Below are 16,223 nucleotides of genomic sequence, written 5' to 3' on the forward strand. Positions count from 1 at the left end.
CTCTTGCCTTAAACATAGTAATGTAAAAATAATATTTGTCGGTGAGAGCAGTGGTCCTTATAAAAAATTAATTGATGAATTAATTTCTAATTTTGAGCTTGGCGATAAAGTTATAATTACTGGCTGGGTTGATGATGAAAAATATTATGATTATTTAATCTCTGCTGATATAGGTATTCAATTAAGATCTCATTCACGTGGTGAAACATCTGCAGCTTTACTAGATTGTTTGAATTATGGGTTACCGACAATATACAATGCTAACGGCTCTATGGCTGAAATTAGTAGTGAAATAGCCTATAGATTGAATGATGATTTTGAAATTGATGACTTAACCATAGCGTTAAATAATCTATTCTCTAATCAACAACAACGGGAGTTATTATCTACTTTAGCCAGGGGTTATATCAATAAAAACCATTCCCCAGATTATTGCGCAGAGATGTTTTATAAGAAGATTACCCAAATATATAATAGTACACCAGAAAGTTTAGTACCCCTTTTAGCAAAACTATCTGTTAGTCATAAGAGCGAACTTAATAAATTAGCTGGTTCATTAGCTGAAACGTTTCCAATATTGAAACCTAAAAAAAGAATTTTTTATGATGTTACTGCAACTGCTCGTACTTCATTACGGACGGGAATTGAGCGAGTCACAAGAACACTTGTAGCTGAATTAATTAAGCGTAACATTGATGATGTGATTATCCTTCCTGTTTATATGGAAAAAGTTAATGATGATTATATATTAAAACATGCTCATGGTTTTGTAAGAGAATTGTTTAATAAAGTGCCAGATTGTTTTAACGATGAGCCTGTAGACTTTTATGAGGGTGATATATTATTTTCCTCAGATCTAAATTGTGATGATGTTGTTGATGCAAATATACATGGATTTTATTTAAAATTAAAACAAAAAGGCATGAAGATTTGCTTTATGGTCAATGATATTCTTCCTGTCACTAATCCTGAATTCTTCCCCCCAGGCAGTAGTGATAATTTTAAAGAGTGGTTAAAGGTTATTACATCTATTTCAGAGAAGATCGTTTTCATATCAAAAAGTGTGCTTAATTCATATGAAAATTGGTGTGATAAAAATAATATTAATATAGATAAAGTTATTCTTGGGTGGTCACACCTAGGAGCTGATATAGATGCTGTTCCAGTAAAACCAAGTGATAATAGTAAAAAGAATCAAACAGCTTCTCTAGTAGATAAAAAAATAACATTCTTAATGGTAGGTACTCTAGAACCTAGAAAAGGTCATTTACAAGTTTTAGAAGCATTTGACATATTATGGAATAAAGGTATTGATGTTAATTTGATTATTGTAGGGAAAGAGGGGTGGCTACAACTACCAAATGAACTCCGACGTACTATCCCTAATATTGTTTCAAAATTGAAAAAACATAGTGAGTTAAATCATCATCTTTTTTGATTTGATCATGTAGATGATAATGAACTGAATTCTATATATTCATCTTCTAGTGCCTTGATATTCGCTTCAGAAGCAGAAGGTTTTGGTCTCCCACTAATAGAGGCAGCAAGGAAGTCACTACCTTTAATTATCAGAGATATCTCTGTTTTTAGAGAAATAGTAGGTGAAAATGCATTTTATTTTGACTCTCAAGACCCCAACGTGCTTTCTGATGCAATTATTGAATGGATTATGCAATACAAAGATGACACTCATCCAACATCAGAGAATTTATCTTGGCTAACATGGTCTGATAGTGCTTCTCATCTAGTTAGGTTTCTATTAAAGTAATGATTAAATTTTGTAACTTAAAGGTTAATTAAAATATGAAGACTGCAGTAATAACTGGTATTACAGGCCAAGATGGCGCATATCTCGCAGAACTATTACTTGAGAAAGGCTATAAAGTTTATGGCACTTATCGCCGCACTAGTTCGGTTAATTTCTGGCGTATTGAAGAGTTAGGTATTGATAAACATCCTAACCTACACTTAGTCGAATATGATCTTACCGATCTTTCTGCCAGTATTCGTTTATTACAAACTACACAAGCAACTGAAGTGTATAACTTGGCTGCTCAAAGTTTTGTTGGTGTTTCTTTTGACCAACCTGCAACAACCGCAGAAATTACTGGTATCGGTCCACTGAATTTATTAGAAGCTATTCGTATTGTTAACACGAAAATTCGTTTTTATCAGGCTTCAACCTCTGAAATGTTCGGTAAAGTTCAAGCTATACCACAGGTTGAAGAAACACCATTTTACCCACGCAGCCCTTATGGTGTAGCTAAATTGTACGCGCACTGGATGACTATTAACTATCGTGAGAGTTACGGTATTTTTGGCTGCAGCGGTATTCTCTTTAATCACGAATCACCACTGCGTGGTCGTGAATTTGTTACGCGTAAAATTACTGACTCAGTAGCAAAAATTAAATTAGGCAAATTGGATATTCTTGAATTAGGGAATATGGATGCTAAACGCGATTGGGGTTTTGCTAAAGAGTATGTAGAGGGTATGTGGCGAATGCTGCAAGCTGATGTGCCTGATACCTTTGTTCTAGCAACCAACCGTACTGAAACTGTGCGTGATTTTGTTTCTATGGCATTCAAAGCTGCTGGCTTTAATTTACGCTTTGAAGGGAAAGATGAAAATGAAATCGGGGTCGATACAGTAACAGGAAAAACTTTGGTTAAAGTGAATCCTAAGTTCTACCGCCCTGCTGAGGTTGAATTATTGATTGGGAACCCACAAAAAGCAAAAGATGTGCTTGGTTGGGAACCAAAAACAACATTAGAAGAACTCTGCCAAATGATGGTAGAAGAAGATCTTCGTCGGAATAAACAAGGTTTCTCATTCTGATGATAATGAATGGCAAGCGTGCCCTGATCACCGGTATTCAGGGATTTACGGGCCATTATATGGCGGCGGAGCTATCCGCCGCCGGTTACCGGGTATATGGTTTAGGTTCTCAGCCTTCAAACGATCTCGACTATTTTCAAGTAGATCTAATGGATGTGGATGGACTAACTTCTGTTATTGAACAGGTAAAACCTCAGGTTGTGGTTCACCTTGCGGCTATTGCTTTTGTTGGTCATGGTAACCCTGCCGCTTTTTATGATGTAAATATTGTCGGAACTCGAAACTTACTGGCAGCTATTAGTGCTGCAGCTAACAGTATTGAAGCAGTCTTACTTGCAAGTAGTGCCAATGTTTATGGTAATACACAAGCAGGGATGTTGAGTGAAACGGCAGTGGTGAATCCGGCAAATGATTACGCTGTTAGTAAGTTAGCTATGGAATATATGGCTAAACTTTGGTCAGAAAAATTGCCAATTATCATTGCTCGTCCATTTAATTATACTGGCGTAGGACAAACAGATAATTTCTTGCTACCGAAGATCGTTTCTCACTTTAAACGTAAAGCGAATGAAATTGAGTTAGGCAATTTGGATGTATGGCGTGATTTTACAGATGTAAGAGCTTTAGTTAAAGCTTATTTGGGATTATTATTAGCCAAACCTATTGGCGAAATTGTTAATGTCTGTTCAGGTAGAACTTATTCTTTACGCGAAGTTATTAATATATGTGAAGAAATCACCTCGCATAATCTAACTATTCATGTTAATCCCGCTTTTGTTCGCGCTAATGAAGTGAAAACGTTATGTGGAGATTCTAGTAAATTACAAAGTATTGTTGATGGATGGAATACCCCACCATTAGAAGAGACTTTGCGCTGGATGCTGGAAGCTTAATAATGAAAGTTATTTTTGGTACTGATCCTATTAAATATCCTTTGACTGGGATTGGTCGTTATACTTATGAGTTAGCTCGAGAATTACAGGGTAATAATGAAATTTCAGATCTTCTTTTTTTGCAAGGAAGAAGGATATCTCGAGATTTATCTAGTATAAATGTTAAATCGAGTCCGACATCAAAAGTAAAAACTTTTGTCAAAAATAGCGTAGTCGCCAGTGAGCTATATCGTCTTTCTGCACCTTGGCTAAAGAGTCTAGCTTTAAGATCTTACGATAGTTTTATTTATCATAGTCCAAACTTTTATCTACCTCCCCGTGTTCCTAATGCTGTTGCTACTTTTCATGATCTTTCCATTTTTACTTGGCCTCAATGTCATCCGGAAAATCGTGTTCGCTATATGCAAAAAGAGTTATTACTCACGTTAAAAAGAGCTAAAGTATTAATTACAGACTCTGAATTTAACCGCAAAGAGCTAGCAGAGTATTTTGATTATCCTATCGAGAAAATAGTCTCAGCACCATTAGCGAGTAGTGGTGATTTCTATCCTCGTGAATATGCTTCTTTGCAAAGTTTAATGGGCCGATTGAACTTAATTGCAGGTCAATATACGTTATTTACAGGAACAATCGAACCAAGAAAAAATATAGCAACTTTACTCGATGCTTATGAGCGCATTCCGTTGAAGATGCGCACCCAATATCCATTGGTAATTTGTGGTTTCTCTGGTTGGAATAGTGATGTCTTGCACCGTCGCTTTGAACTAGCCGCCCAACAAGGGTGGTTATTGTATCTTGGTTACCTGAGTTCGGAAGAACTACCTCTGCTTTTCTCTGGGGCAAAAACCTTTCTGTTTCCTTCATTATATGAAGGGTTTGGGTTACCAGTTCTAGAAGCTATGGCTTCGGGAGTACCTGTTGTTTGCTCAAATGCGGCCTCATTGCCTGAGGTTTTAGGTGAGTCGGGTTTGATGTGTGATGCGCTGGATGTTGAGGGATTGACTACCGCTATTATTAAAAGTCTGGAAGATGAAAATTGGCGTAGTCGATCAATAGAATTAGGCCTCTCCAGAGCGAAAACATTTTCATGGGCTAAATGTGCTCAAGAAACAATAAAAGCCTATAAGCAGGTATGACAATATAATGTTAAAAGTACTGCATTTTTATAAAACATATTATCCGGATTCATTTGGTGGTATTGAGCAAGTTATTTTCCAATTGTGCGAGGGTGGTGCAAATAGAGGTATTGACTCGACAGTTCTTTCTTTAAGTAAACGAGGTAGTATCTCTAATCAGAGAATAAAATCGCATACGGCATATTGTTCTCCAATAAATTTTGAAGCAGCATCAACCCCTTTTTCCTTTCAGGCATTAAGGGATTTTAAAAAGCTAGCTCAACAGGCTGATATTATCCATTATCATTTTCCATTCCCTTTTATGGATATGGTTCATTTTCTATCGGGTATTAAAAAGCCGACTGTTGTTAGTTATCATTCTGATATTGTTAAGCAAAAAAACATATTAAAAGTATATGCACCACTAATGAATCTGTTTCTTGGTGATGTTTCACATATTGTGGCCGCTTCTCCTAATTATGTGGCAACCAGTGTAACACTGAAGAAGTTTTCACATAAAGTTAGTGTTATTCCTTATGGGCTAGATGAGAAATCTTATCCGATACCAACACCGAGTCGTCTTGAGTTTTGGAAAAACAAATTTGGTTCTCGTTTCTTTTTGTTTGTCGGAGCTTTTCGCTATTATAAGGGTTTACACATTCTTATTGAAGCAGCTAAAAACTCAACTTACCCGATTGTTATTGTTGGTGCGGGGCCCATTGAGTCTGAATTAAAAAAACAGGCAAAAGAACTAAAAATTGAAAATATTCATTTTTTAGGTGCGGTATCTGATGAAGATAAAACGGCTTTGTTAACTCTATGCTCTGCAGTTGTCTTTCCTTCTCACTTACGTTCTGAGGCTTTTGGTATCACTTTGTTAGAAGGTGCTATGTACGGTAAGCCCTTAATTTCAAGTGAAATTGGGACAGGAACGACTTTCATTAATATCAATCAACACACTGGATTGGTTGTCCCTCCATCAGATCCTGCAGCATTAAGATTAGCGATGGATCAGTTGTGGGATAATATTGAGTTATCAGAAGAGTTTGGCCGTAATGCCCGAAATCGTTATCTAGAAAACTTCACCTCTGAAAAAATGGTTTCAAGTTATATCGATTTATATAATGAAATAATGGCTAGATGATTTAATGTATCTTTTTTATGTGTGTTTTTAAAATGAATGTTTTTAACAGTATAATATTTATTCGTTTCTCTTTGTTATGATTAATTTATGAAATATCTGCTGATATTTTATAAATGTAATCAGGAACTTTCTGATGTAAGCTTGGATACAGATAAATGAATAATGAATTATCCTAGTTTATTGCGTTTCGTTCACAGAACTAATCCCACCAGATTTAACTGTTTAAAGTTGAAGAGGTCATAACAAATGAAGTGTTTGAAAGCAGTCATTCCTGTCGCAGGACTTGGCACCCGCATGTTGCCGGCGACCAAGGCGATTCCGAAAGAAATGCTGCCAGTGGTCGACAAGCCCCTGATTCAATATATCGTGAATGAATGTGTTGCCGCCGGGGTTAAAGAGATCGTGCTGGTTAGCCACTCATCCAAAAATGCGATAGAAAACCATTTTGATACATCATTTGAATTGGAAGCGGCTCTGGAATCACGAGTTAAGCGGCAGTTATTAAAGGAAATTAAAAACATTTGCCCACCGGATGTCACTATCATGCAGGTACGACAGGGTCATGCCAAAGGCTTAGGTCATGCAGTCCTTTGTGCTCAACCTATGGTGGGAGACAATCCGTTTATTGTACTGCTACCTGATGTTTTACTTGATGATTCAACAGCCGATTTATCTAAAGAAAATCTTGCCAAGATGATTCAGCGCTTTGAGGAAACTGGGCGTAGCCAGATTATGGTTGAGCCGGTACCACAAGCTGATGTTTCTAAATATGGTATTGCAGACTGCGGTCATGTCGATTTAGCACCAGGTGAGAGCACCCTGATGACAGCAGTTGTTGAGAAACCTTCCGTAGCTGATGCACCGTCTAACCTTGCGGTGGTCGGGCGCTATGTGTTGTCAAAAGATATCTGGCCACTATTGAAGAAGACACCCCGTGGTGCAGGGGATGAAATTCAGCTTACGGATGCAATTGCGATGTTAATGGAGCAAGAACCTGTAGAAGCTTTCCATATGACGGGTAAGTCTCACGATTGTGGCGATAAACTTGGCTACATGAAGGCATTTGTCACCTATGGTGTTCGTCATAATACCGAAGGTGAAAATTTTGCGGCTTGGTTAAAACAGCAAATCAACTAACATGAGTTAGTGGCTGTATGTAGAATGATTTTAAATTTTCACAAGAAATCAGTAGGTTAATTATGACCAAATTGAAAGCAGTGATCCCTGTGGCGGGGTTAGGCATGAGAATGCTCCCTGCTACGAAAGCCATTCCAAAAGAAATGCTGCCTATTGTTGATAAGCCATTGATTCAATATGTAGTTAACGAATGTGTTGCTGCCGGTATTAAAGAGATTATCTTGATAACCCATTCATCAAAGAATGCGGTAGAAAACCATTTTGATACTTCCTATGAACTGGAAGCGATGCTGGAGGCCCGCGTTAAGCGCCAGCTATTGGACGAAGTGCAGTCTATCTGCCCGCCGGGGGTGACTATTATGCATATTCGTCAAGGGCATGCTGAAGGTTTGGGCCATGCGGTGCTCTGTGCCAAGCCACTGGTGGGGGATGAGCCATTTGCTGTGTTACTGCCAGATGTTCTGATTGATGATGCGAAATCAGATTTGACTCGGGATAATCTTGCTCAATTGGTCAAACGTTTCGAAGAAACAGGTACTAGCCAGGTATTAGTGCATTCGGTTGAACCAGAAGCGCTTTCAAATTACTCGGTAATCTCTTGTGAAAAGCCAGATCTGGCACCCGGTGAGAGCAGTCGAATTAAAGCCATGGTTGAGAAACCACAAAGCCCGGTTGACTTACAATCAAATCTATCAGCAGTTGGGCGTTATGTGCTGTCAGCCGATATTTGGTCGTTATTAGAGAAAACCAAGCCCGGGGCATGGGGGCGCATTCAATTGACTGATGCCATTGACGCATTAGCAGAGGAAAAGCCGGTCGACGCTGTTGCTTTAACCGGGCAATCTTATAACTGCGGTGAGAAATTAGGTTATATGCAAGCATATGTTGCTTATGGATTACGTCATCCAAAGCAAGGCGCTGAGTTTAAAGCTTGGTTAAAAGATTTTTTAGCCTAGGCTGCGATTTAAGATAAATGAAAAGCAATCCATGTGATTGCTTTTTTTTTTGTGTCATTCGTCTTAATGAGTTGAATCATGTTTAACGCTCAGTCAGGGAAAGCAAACCATTGCGGACAGCAACTGGTCAGTTGTGCTATCTATCGCACCAATCACTACCCAGCTGACATAATCCTGAGTTAACATGTTTCCCACATCAAAAACCTGTTGGCCTCATAGCCGGTAACAGGTGTCATCCTTCAGACAGGAGTTTTTTTAATGTCCAAACAACAGATCGGCGTTGTCGGTATGGCGGTGATGGGCCGTAACCTGGCGCTCAACATCGAAAGTCGTGGTTATTCCGTCTCTATCTTTAACCGTTCATCAGATAAAACCGACGAAGTGGTCGCTGAGAATCCAGGTAAGAATCTGGTGCCAAGTTATACCGTTGAAGAGTTTGTTGATTCACTGGAAAAACCGCGCCGTATCCTGCTGATGGTGAAAGCGGGTGAAGCAACGGATAAGACAATTGCCTCACTGACGCCACATCTTGATAAAGGTGACATTCTGATTGATGGTGGTAATACTTACTACAAAGACACCATCCGTCGTAATCGTGAACTTTCTGAGCAAGGCTTTAACTTTATTGGCACCGGCGTTTCCGGTGGCGAAGAGGGCGCATTGAAAGGCCCTTCAATCATGCCTGGCGGTCAGAAAGAAGCTTACGAACTGGTTGCACCAATTCTTGAGAAGATTGCTGCTCGTGCCGACGATGGTGAAGCATGTGTTGCTTATATCGGTGCAGACGGTGCAGGTCATTACGTGAAGATGGTTCACAACGGTATCGAATACGGTGATATGCAATTGATCGCTGAAGCCTATTCTCTGTTGAAACAGTCTTTGGACCTGAGCAACGAAGAATTAGCAAGTACCTTTACTGAGTGGAATAAAGGTGAGCTGAACAGCTATCTAATTGATATCACCAAAGATATCTTCACCAAAAAAGATGAAGATGGTAAATATCTGGTTGATGTGATTCTGGATGAAGCTGCGAATAAAGGTACAGGTAAATGGACCAGCCAAAGTTCTCTGGACTTGGGTGAGCCATTAACATTGATCACGGAATCAGTGTTTGCTCGCTATTTGTCTTCGTTGAAAGATCAGCGAGTAGCTGCATCTAAAGTGCTGACTGGTCCTAAAGTACAGCCTTTTGCCGGTGATAAAGCTGAGTTTATCGAAAAAATCCGTCGTGCACTGTATCTGGGTAAAATTGTTTCTTACGCACAAGGTTTCTCTCAGCTGAAAGCGGCGTCTGACGAAAATAACTGGGATCTGCATTATGGTGAAATCGCTAAGATTTTCCGTGCGGGTTGCATTATTCGTGCTCAGTTCTTGCAGAAAATCACTGATGCATATGCAGAAAATGCAGATATCGCTAACTTGTTGCTGGCACCCTACTTCAAGACAATCGCTGATGAATACCAACAAGCACTGCGTGATGTAGTGTCTTACGCTGTTCAAAATGGTATCCCGACGCCAACTTTCTCCGCGGCGATTAACTACTATGATAGTTACCGTTCCGCAGTGCTGCCCGCCAATCTGATTCAGGCGCAGCGCGATTATTTTGGTGCACATACTTATAAGCGTATAGATAAAGAAGGTGTATTCCACACCGAATGGATGGAGTAATCCGTCTTTCGGCTACTGCGCTTTGCCCTTCTGGGATTGCGCAGTGTTCGGACTCCTCACTTACTACGTGTACGTTCCGGGTTCCTGTGCGCTGGGCGCCCCCAGACTAATGTTGCTCGCAACACCTTGGTTTGGTGGCGTGATTAAGCGGCCAAAGTGCCCTTGAGTACATGCGTTGATGGGTGGTTTACCGCAATAAAAATGCCCCCGCAGTGAAACCTTCGGGGGCATTTTTTATCTTTCATACGTGCACAGGAAAATTACTTCTCGTGGCGTTCCCGCAGACGACCAATGACTTTGCTCAGATCCAAATCCTGATCCTGCAATAATACCAATAAGTGATACATCAAATCGGCGGATTCGTTCGTTAACTCTTCGCGATCATTTACCGTCGCGGCGAGGGCGGTTTCGACACCTTCTTCCCCCACTTTCTGCGCAATGCGTTTAGTGCCACTGGCATAGAGTTTGGCAGTGTAAGAACTGGCCGGATCTGCTGATTTACGTGATGCCAACAACTGCTCTAATTGATATAGGAAGCTCCAATCGCTAGCTGCCGGCGCAAAACAACTATTATGGCCTAAATGGCAGGTCGGGCCGACAGGGTTAACCAGTATCAATAGCGTGTCATTGTCGCAGTCAGGGTAGATATTTACGACATTGAGGAAGTGACCAGAGCTTTCGCCCTTAGTCCATAGGCGCTGTTTAGTTCGAGAGAAAAAGGTCACTTTTCCCGTCTCTTCAGTTACCGCTAGCGCTTCCCGATTCATATACCCCATCATCAGAACTTCGCCGGATACGGCATGCTGAACGATAGCTGGCATCAGGTTGTCGACTTTTTCCCAATCTAGTTGGTTAACTTGTTGTTCGCTTAACACACTCTTATCTCCACGCCTTGTTCAGACAAATACTTTTTCAATTCGCCGATATTAATGATTTGCTTATGGAACACAGATGCTGCCAGCGCGCCGTCAACATCGGCATCTCGGAATGCTTCGAGGAAGTGCTCTGGTGTTCCGGCACCGCCAGAAGCAATCAGAGGAACATGGCAGATAGCCCGCATCTGTTTCAACTGACGCAAATCATAACCGTTACGCACGCCATCCTGATTCATCATATTCAGCACAATCTCACCGGCCCCGCGTAATTGGACTTCTTTGATCCAATCTTCGGTCTGCCAGGTGGTAGCTTTGGTGCGTTTTTCATCACCAGTAAACTGATAAACCTGATAACTATCACTTTCCTCGTCATACCACGTATCAATACCAACGACGATACATTGTACGCCATAGCGGTCGGCTAGTCGGGTAATTAACGTAGGGTCAGCCAATGCTGGTGAGTTGATGGAGATTTTATCAGCACCAAAAGTCAGGATCTGACCGGCATCTTCAACACTCTTAATTCCCCCTGCAACGCAGAAAGGAATATCAATCACTTCAGCGACTCGTGATACCCAGCTTTTATCGACAACACGGCCATCGGAGGAGGCGGTGATATCGTAAAATACCAGTTCATCGGCGCCTTCCTGCGCGTAACGCTGCGCCAACGGTACGATATCACCAATGATTTCATGATTACGGAACTGGACGCCTTTAACCACTTGACCGTCTTTTACATCCAGACAAGGAATTATACGTTTTGCCAGCATGCAATCGCCTCCTTCACATTGAACTTACCGTCCAGTAGCGCCCGGCCCACTATCACGCCTTGTACACCACTGCCACGTAGGCGAGCGATATCATCCAAACAACCAATGCCACCGGAGGCCTGAAATGCCACTTGTGGATAGCGCTGGCAGACTTCCTGATACAGTTCGACATTCGAGCCACTCAACGTACCATCACGGGAGATATCCGTGCAGAGCACATGTTTGAGGCCAAACGGCAAAAATTGTTCGACAATTTGCTCTAACGTAGCATCGGAGTTTTCCTGCCAGCCGCTGATGGCCACTTGCTTGCGACCTGCATCATTAATGCGTACATCCAGCGCCAAGACAATGGCTTCAGAACCATAGCGCTCGAACCATTGTTGTACCATTTCGGGTTGCTTAACGGCGGTTGAACCAACAACCACGCGCGTCGCACCGGCTTCCAGTAGGGCAATAACATCTTGCTCATTGCGGATACCCCCCCCCACTTGTACCGGCACATCAACACCGGCCAGTAACTCGCGCAATAGCGGGATTTGGCGGGCAGCGGGATCTTTGGCACCGGTCAAATCAACCAAATGTAATACCTGAGCACCTTGTTGCTGATAATCTTGTAAGCGTGGCAATGGGTGATTGCCATAGTCACGCTGTTGGCCGTAATCGCCCTGATGCAAACGCACCACCTTGCCTTCGATCAAATCCAAAGCGGGAATAATCATGGTGCTTACATCTCCAGAAAGTTTTTCAGCAATTGGGCTCCAGCCGCTCCGGAGCGTTCCGGATGAAACTGCACACCAAAGAAGTTGTCTTTTTCGACTGCGGCGGTAAACGGCTCGCCGTAATTGGCTTGGGCGATGGTATTTGGGCATATTGGCATTGCGTATCCGTGCACAAAGTAGAAATAAGTTCCGTCTGGGATACCACGGAACAGATGACTCCCCGCCTGAGGGGTTATCTGATTCCAACCCATATGCGGTAGCGGTAAACCGAAGTCCGTCATCTGTTTTACCGGAGTATCAATAATACCGAGTGTCTCGATACCGCCACTTTCTTCACTGCTGGTAGCCAGCAATTGCATACCGAGGCAGATGCCCAAAACCGGTTGAGTGCAGCTTTTTATCAGCTCGATAAGCTCACGCTGCTTCAGTTGATCCATTGCAGCATGGGCGGTACCCACACCGGGCAGAAACAGCTTATCGGCCCGCAACACAATCTCTGGGTCACGGCTGATTACCGGCGCATAACCTAAGCGCTGCACCGCGTAAGTGACAGAGGAGAGGTTGGCACAACCGGTATCCAGAATCACCACTTCCATTAGAGCACCCCTTTGGAACTTGGCAGGGTGTTACCCTCTACGCGGATAGCCTGACGTAAGGTGCGACCAAATACTTTAAACAGGCTCTCTACCCGGTGGTGATCGTTGCGACCCTTGGTTTTCAGGTGCAGGGTACAGGCCATAGCATAGGAGAGGGAGCGGAAGAAGTGCTCGACCATCTCGGTACTCAGATCGCCGACGCGTTGGTAGTTAAATTCAGCTTTGTATTCCAAGTGTGGGCGGCCAGAAATATCCAGTGCGCAACGTGCCAGACATTCATCCATTGGCAGTACAAAACCAAAGCGGCCAATACCTCGTTTATCACCCAGTGCGTTGTTAATGGCTTCACCCAGTGCCAGCGCGGTATCTTCCACAGTGTGATGATCATCAATATAGAGATCACCGCTGACCTGAATATCCATACGAAAACCGCCGTGAGTGGCAATTTGGTCCAGCATATGATCGAAGAAACCAACACCGGTTTTGATCTTGCTGCCGCCTTCGCGATCTAGCCAGACATCAACATCAATAGCGGTTTCTTTGGTGACACGGTTAACATGAGCATGGCGGTCGCGTTGGGTGAGTTGCTTGGCAATTTGCGACCAATTTAAGCCGTCACGTTGATAACGCAGGCCGTTGATACCCATATTTTGAGCGAGCTGTAAATCAGTCTCGCGGTCGCCTATCACATAGCTGTTGGCACTGTTCATCACGCCTTCGGCCAAATAGCTTTCAACCAAGGCTGTTTTTGGCTTCCGACAAGCACAGTTATCTGATGGCAGGTGTGGGCAAATTAATACTTGCTCAAAATTGATTCCCTGAGAACTGAAAATTTGCATCATCAAATTATGCGGCGGATCAAAGGTTTCCTGTGGGAAACTACTGGTACCTAAACCATCTTGATTCGTGATCATCACCAAGCGGTAATCTGCTTTTTGCAATGCCAGTAGTGCTGGAATAACGTCTGGCTCCAGCGCCAGTTTATCCAGCCGGTCAACCTGATAATCTTCTGGTGGTTCCGCAATCAGGGTGCCGTCTCTGTCAATAAAAAGAAATTTCTGGCTCATATTGTTTCCTTACGGAGGCTGGAGGTATTAGTTTTATTCGTGCTATCAATGCCGGGCAGAGGAGCCAGAGCCGCAATAACGCGTTCACACTCTTCACGGGTACCGATAGTAATGCGCAAGCAGTTGGATAAACTTGGCTGTTTATTTTGGTCACGTAAAATAATGCCTTGATCCCACAGTGTTTTGAACACACTGCTCGAGGCAGTGAAGCGCACCAGTAAATAGTTACTCTCGCTAGTAAATACTTGTTCAACACAGGCGCAGTCTTGCAGCGCATTCTGTAGCCATTCGCGATTGGCTCGGACTTCATTTACCCGCTGACGCATTTGCTCAAGGCCCTGCGGGCTGAGTGCTTGTGCGGCAATATCAGCAACCGGTGTAGATAATGGGTAGGGCGCAATCACCTTAAGCAATAGTTGGATGATATCGCTGTTGGCGAGTGTAAAGCCACAACGTAAACCCGCTAATGCAAAGGCTTTCGATAAGGTACGCAAAATGACTAAATTCGGATAATCTTTTAACCAACCACTCACTGAGGCTTGTGGACAGAACTCAATATAGGCTTCGTCGATAGCCACGATAGCGCGGCCTTGTGCCAGTTCCAGTATTTCACGTAAGTCAGCGGGGTTGATTAAGTTGCCTGTTGGGTTGTTTGGGCTACAAACGTAAATCAGTTTCACCCCATCCAAACTTTCTTTAATGGCGGGTAAATCCAATTGCCAATCTGTTTTAGCTTGTACGGTGCGTCGTTCAACACCAAAGGTTTCGGCGCTCACGGCATACATACCATAAGTCGGAGGGCAGAACAGAATGGCATCTTTACCCGGCTCACAGAAAGCGCGAATCAACAGTTCGATACCTTCGTCAGCGCCACGGCTGACCAAGACCTGCTCTGTCTCTAATCCTGCATAAGCGGCATAGCGTTCAATAACCAACGTTGGCTGGCACTCAGGGTAGCGATTGAACGTTTGTGCAGTCAGTTGGTATTCGCTCGCCAGTGGATATTCATTGGCATTGAGCCACACATCGCCATTTCCCCCCAAACGGCGAGCAGACATATAAGGGGTCAGTGCGCGGACGTTGGCGCGGGCCAAATCAGTGACATTGGCAGACTTACTCATGCTTGCTCCTTATTGGTGGCTGTCAGGGCAGCGACACGTAGGGTAACGGCGTTTTTGTGAGCGGTCAGTTGTTCAGCTTGCGCCAGCGTTTCAATGGTCGATGCCAAACCCAACAAGCCTTGTGGAGTTAATTGCTGCACGGTCATTCGTTTTACAAAGTCAGCCAAGCCCAAGCTGGAATAGGTCGAGGTATAGCCATAGGTGGGCAGCACATGGTTAGTCCCAGAGGCATAGTCACCTGCAGATTCGGGTGACCAGTCGCCCATAAAGACGGAACCGGCATTGTCAATTTGGTCGATAACATCTTCTGGTTGACGTATTTGTAGAATTAAGTGCTCTGGGCCGTATTGATTGCTGATATCAATACATTGCTGCAAATCTTTAGTGATGATTAAGCGGCTGCTTTCGAGTGCCTGACGGGCGATATCCGCACGCGATAACTGTTTGAGTTGCTCTTCAACGGCTTCGGCAACAGCTTGAGCAATTGCGGCATCCGGGGTCAGCAGGATCACTTGTGAATCCGGGCCATGTTCGGCCTGGGACAGCAAGTCAGAGGCGATAAACGCTGGTGTGGCACCACTGTCGGCAATCACTAACACTTCTGACGGGCCTGCTGGCATGTCAATTGCTGCGCCGTCCAGTCGTTGGCTAACCTGTCGTTTCGCTTCAGTCACATACGCATTGCCCGGCCCGAAGATTTTGTTCACTTTCGGCACGGATTCACTGCCGAAAGCCATGGCGGCGATAGCTTGCGCCCCACCAATCTGGAACACTTCTTTAATCCCACACAATTGCGCAGCGTACAGAATTTCATCAGCAATTGGCGGTGGAGAACATAAAATAACTCGCTGACAACCGGCAATGCGTGCGGGAGTCCCAAGCATCAATACCGTAGAGAGCAACGGAGCAGAGCCACCGGGAATATATAAGCCGACGGAGGCAATTGGGCGAGTGATTTGCTGGCAGCGTACGCCCGGCTGAGTTTCAACATCCACCACCGGCATTTTCTGTGCGTTGTGGAAGATTTCAATATTGCGTACCGCTTGTGCCATAGCTTGTTTAATATCGTCATTCAAGCGCCCGGCGGCAGCGGCTATTTCATCGCTGCTGATACGGATATCATTAACTTTCACAGTATCAAAGCGTTGACTGAAGTCGCGTAAGGCACTATCGCCCTCGGCTTTCACTCGGTCAAGGATTTCGCTTACTGTGGCGGTAATCCGGTCTGAAGCATTAATCGCCGGGCGACTGAGCAGCGTTTTTTGCTGCTCTTCGCTGCATTGCTGCCAGTCGATTAAGGTATTGAAATTCGTCGGCTGCATGG

Annotated in this window: 14 protein-coding genes and 2 pseudogenes; 9 read left to right on the top strand and 7 right to left on the bottom strand. The window is 43.6% G+C overall.

The window, feature by feature from the left end:
* Nucleotides 1-70: 70 nt before the first annotated feature.
* The 9 genes and pseudogenes from HUZ92_RS21060 to gndA all read left to right on the top strand — a co-directional run.
* Nucleotides 71-328: pseudogene (locus HUZ92_RS21060) on the top strand (hypothetical protein); the annotation flags it as partial.
* A 906-nt stretch (nucleotides 329-1,234) separates the two neighbouring features.
* Nucleotides 1,235-1,768 (top strand): annotated as a pseudogene (locus HUZ92_RS21065) (glycosyltransferase).
* Between the two features lie 35 nt (nucleotides 1,769-1,803).
* Nucleotides 1,804-2,838 carry a GDP-mannose 4,6-dehydratase gene (gene gmd / locus HUZ92_RS20260; RefSeq protein WP_050098574.1) on the top strand — a complete coding sequence of 345 codons (1,035 nt, stop codon included), beginning with the start codon at nucleotides 1,804-1,806 and terminating at the stop codon, nucleotides 2,836-2,838.
* The gene (locus HUZ92_RS20265; protein WP_050140721.1) at nucleotides 2,838-3,731 is read left to right on the top strand and encodes a GDP-mannose 4,6-dehydratase; all 894 of its coding nucleotides are present in this window, start codon (nucleotides 2,838-2,840) and stop codon (nucleotides 3,729-3,731) included. The genes gmd and HUZ92_RS20265 overlap by 1 nt, the downstream gene beginning before the upstream one ends.
* Before the next feature lie 2 nt (nucleotides 3,732-3,733).
* Nucleotides 3,734-4,867 (top strand): glycosyltransferase family 4 protein, encoded by a 1,134-nt coding sequence (locus HUZ92_RS20270; RefSeq protein WP_050098565.1) that lies wholly within the window; start codon nucleotides 3,734-3,736, stop codon nucleotides 4,865-4,867.
* Nucleotides 4,868-4,874: 7 nt separating this feature from the next.
* On the top strand, nucleotides 4,875-5,990 hold the full coding sequence (locus tag HUZ92_RS20275; RefSeq protein WP_050098563.1) for a glycosyltransferase family 4 protein: 1,116 nt from the start codon (nucleotides 4,875-4,877) through the stop codon (nucleotides 5,988-5,990).
* A 246-nt stretch (nucleotides 5,991-6,236) separates the two neighbouring features.
* Nucleotides 6,237-7,127 (top strand): UTP--glucose-1-phosphate uridylyltransferase GalU, encoded by an 891-nt coding sequence (gene galU, locus HUZ92_RS20280; RefSeq protein WP_050295467.1) that lies wholly within the window; start codon nucleotides 6,237-6,239, stop codon nucleotides 7,125-7,127.
* Between the two features lie 62 nt (nucleotides 7,128-7,189).
* Nucleotides 7,190-8,083: a UTP--glucose-1-phosphate uridylyltransferase GalU gene (gene galU / locus HUZ92_RS20285; RefSeq protein ID WP_050098558.1), complete on the top strand. Its 894-nt coding sequence runs from the start codon at nucleotides 7,190-7,192 to the stop codon at nucleotides 8,081-8,083.
* A 258-nt stretch (nucleotides 8,084-8,341) separates the two neighbouring features.
* Nucleotides 8,342-9,751, top strand: a complete 1,410-nt coding sequence (gene gndA, locus HUZ92_RS20290) for an NADP-dependent phosphogluconate dehydrogenase (RefSeq protein WP_050098556.1) — start codon at nucleotides 8,342-8,344, stop codon at nucleotides 9,749-9,751.
* A 260-nt stretch (nucleotides 9,752-10,011) separates the two neighbouring features.
* Here the strand turns inward: gndA and hisIE are convergent, their stop codons facing one another.
* Genes hisIE through hisD form a run of 7 tightly spaced genes read right to left on the bottom strand, consistent with a single transcriptional unit; the run spans nucleotide 10,012 to nucleotide 16,221 of the window.
* Nucleotides 10,012-10,626 (bottom strand): bifunctional phosphoribosyl-AMP cyclohydrolase/phosphoribosyl-ATP diphosphatase HisIE, encoded by a 615-nt coding sequence (gene hisIE, locus HUZ92_RS20295; protein WP_050098551.1) that lies wholly within the window; start codon nucleotides 10,624-10,626, stop codon nucleotides 10,012-10,014.
* A complete protein-coding gene (gene hisF / locus HUZ92_RS20300; protein WP_046051258.1) occupies nucleotides 10,620-11,396 on the bottom strand; it encodes an imidazole glycerol phosphate synthase subunit HisF in 777 nt (258 codons plus the stop codon). Before hisF ends, hisIE begins: the two co-directional genes overlap by 7 nt.
* Entirely contained in the window at nucleotides 11,378-12,115 is a 738-nt protein-coding gene (gene hisA, locus HUZ92_RS20305) for a 1-(5-phosphoribosyl)-5-[(5-phosphoribosylamino)methylideneamino]imidazole-4-carboxamide isomerase (protein WP_050098550.1), read from the bottom strand. The genes hisF and hisA overlap by 19 nt, the downstream gene beginning before the upstream one ends.
* 5 nt (nucleotides 12,116-12,120) lie before the next feature.
* Nucleotides 12,121-12,711, bottom strand: coding sequence for an imidazole glycerol phosphate synthase subunit HisH (hisH, locus tag HUZ92_RS20310; RefSeq protein WP_050098549.1), 591 nt, complete (start codon nucleotides 12,709-12,711; stop codon nucleotides 12,121-12,123).
* Nucleotides 12,711-13,778, bottom strand: coding sequence for a bifunctional histidinol-phosphatase/imidazoleglycerol-phosphate dehydratase HisB (gene hisB, locus HUZ92_RS20315; protein WP_050140723.1), 1,068 nt, complete (start codon nucleotides 13,776-13,778; stop codon nucleotides 12,711-12,713). Before hisB ends, hisH begins: the two co-directional genes overlap by 1 nt.
* Nucleotides 13,775-14,899, bottom strand: a complete 1,125-nt coding sequence (gene hisC / locus HUZ92_RS20320; RefSeq protein ID WP_050098546.1) for a histidinol-phosphate transaminase — start codon at nucleotides 14,897-14,899, stop codon at nucleotides 13,775-13,777. The genes hisB and hisC overlap by 4 nt, the downstream gene beginning before the upstream one ends.
* Nucleotides 14,896-16,221, bottom strand: coding sequence for a histidinol dehydrogenase (gene hisD, locus HUZ92_RS20325; protein WP_050098545.1), 1,326 nt, complete (start codon nucleotides 16,219-16,221; stop codon nucleotides 14,896-14,898). The genes hisC and hisD overlap by 4 nt, the downstream gene beginning before the upstream one ends.
* Nucleotides 16,222-16,223 lie beyond the last annotated feature (2 nt).

Source organism: Yersinia vastinensis, from assembly GCF_902726565.1.
GTDB lineage: Bacteria > Pseudomonadota > Gammaproteobacteria > Enterobacterales > Enterobacteriaceae > Yersinia > Yersinia vastinensis.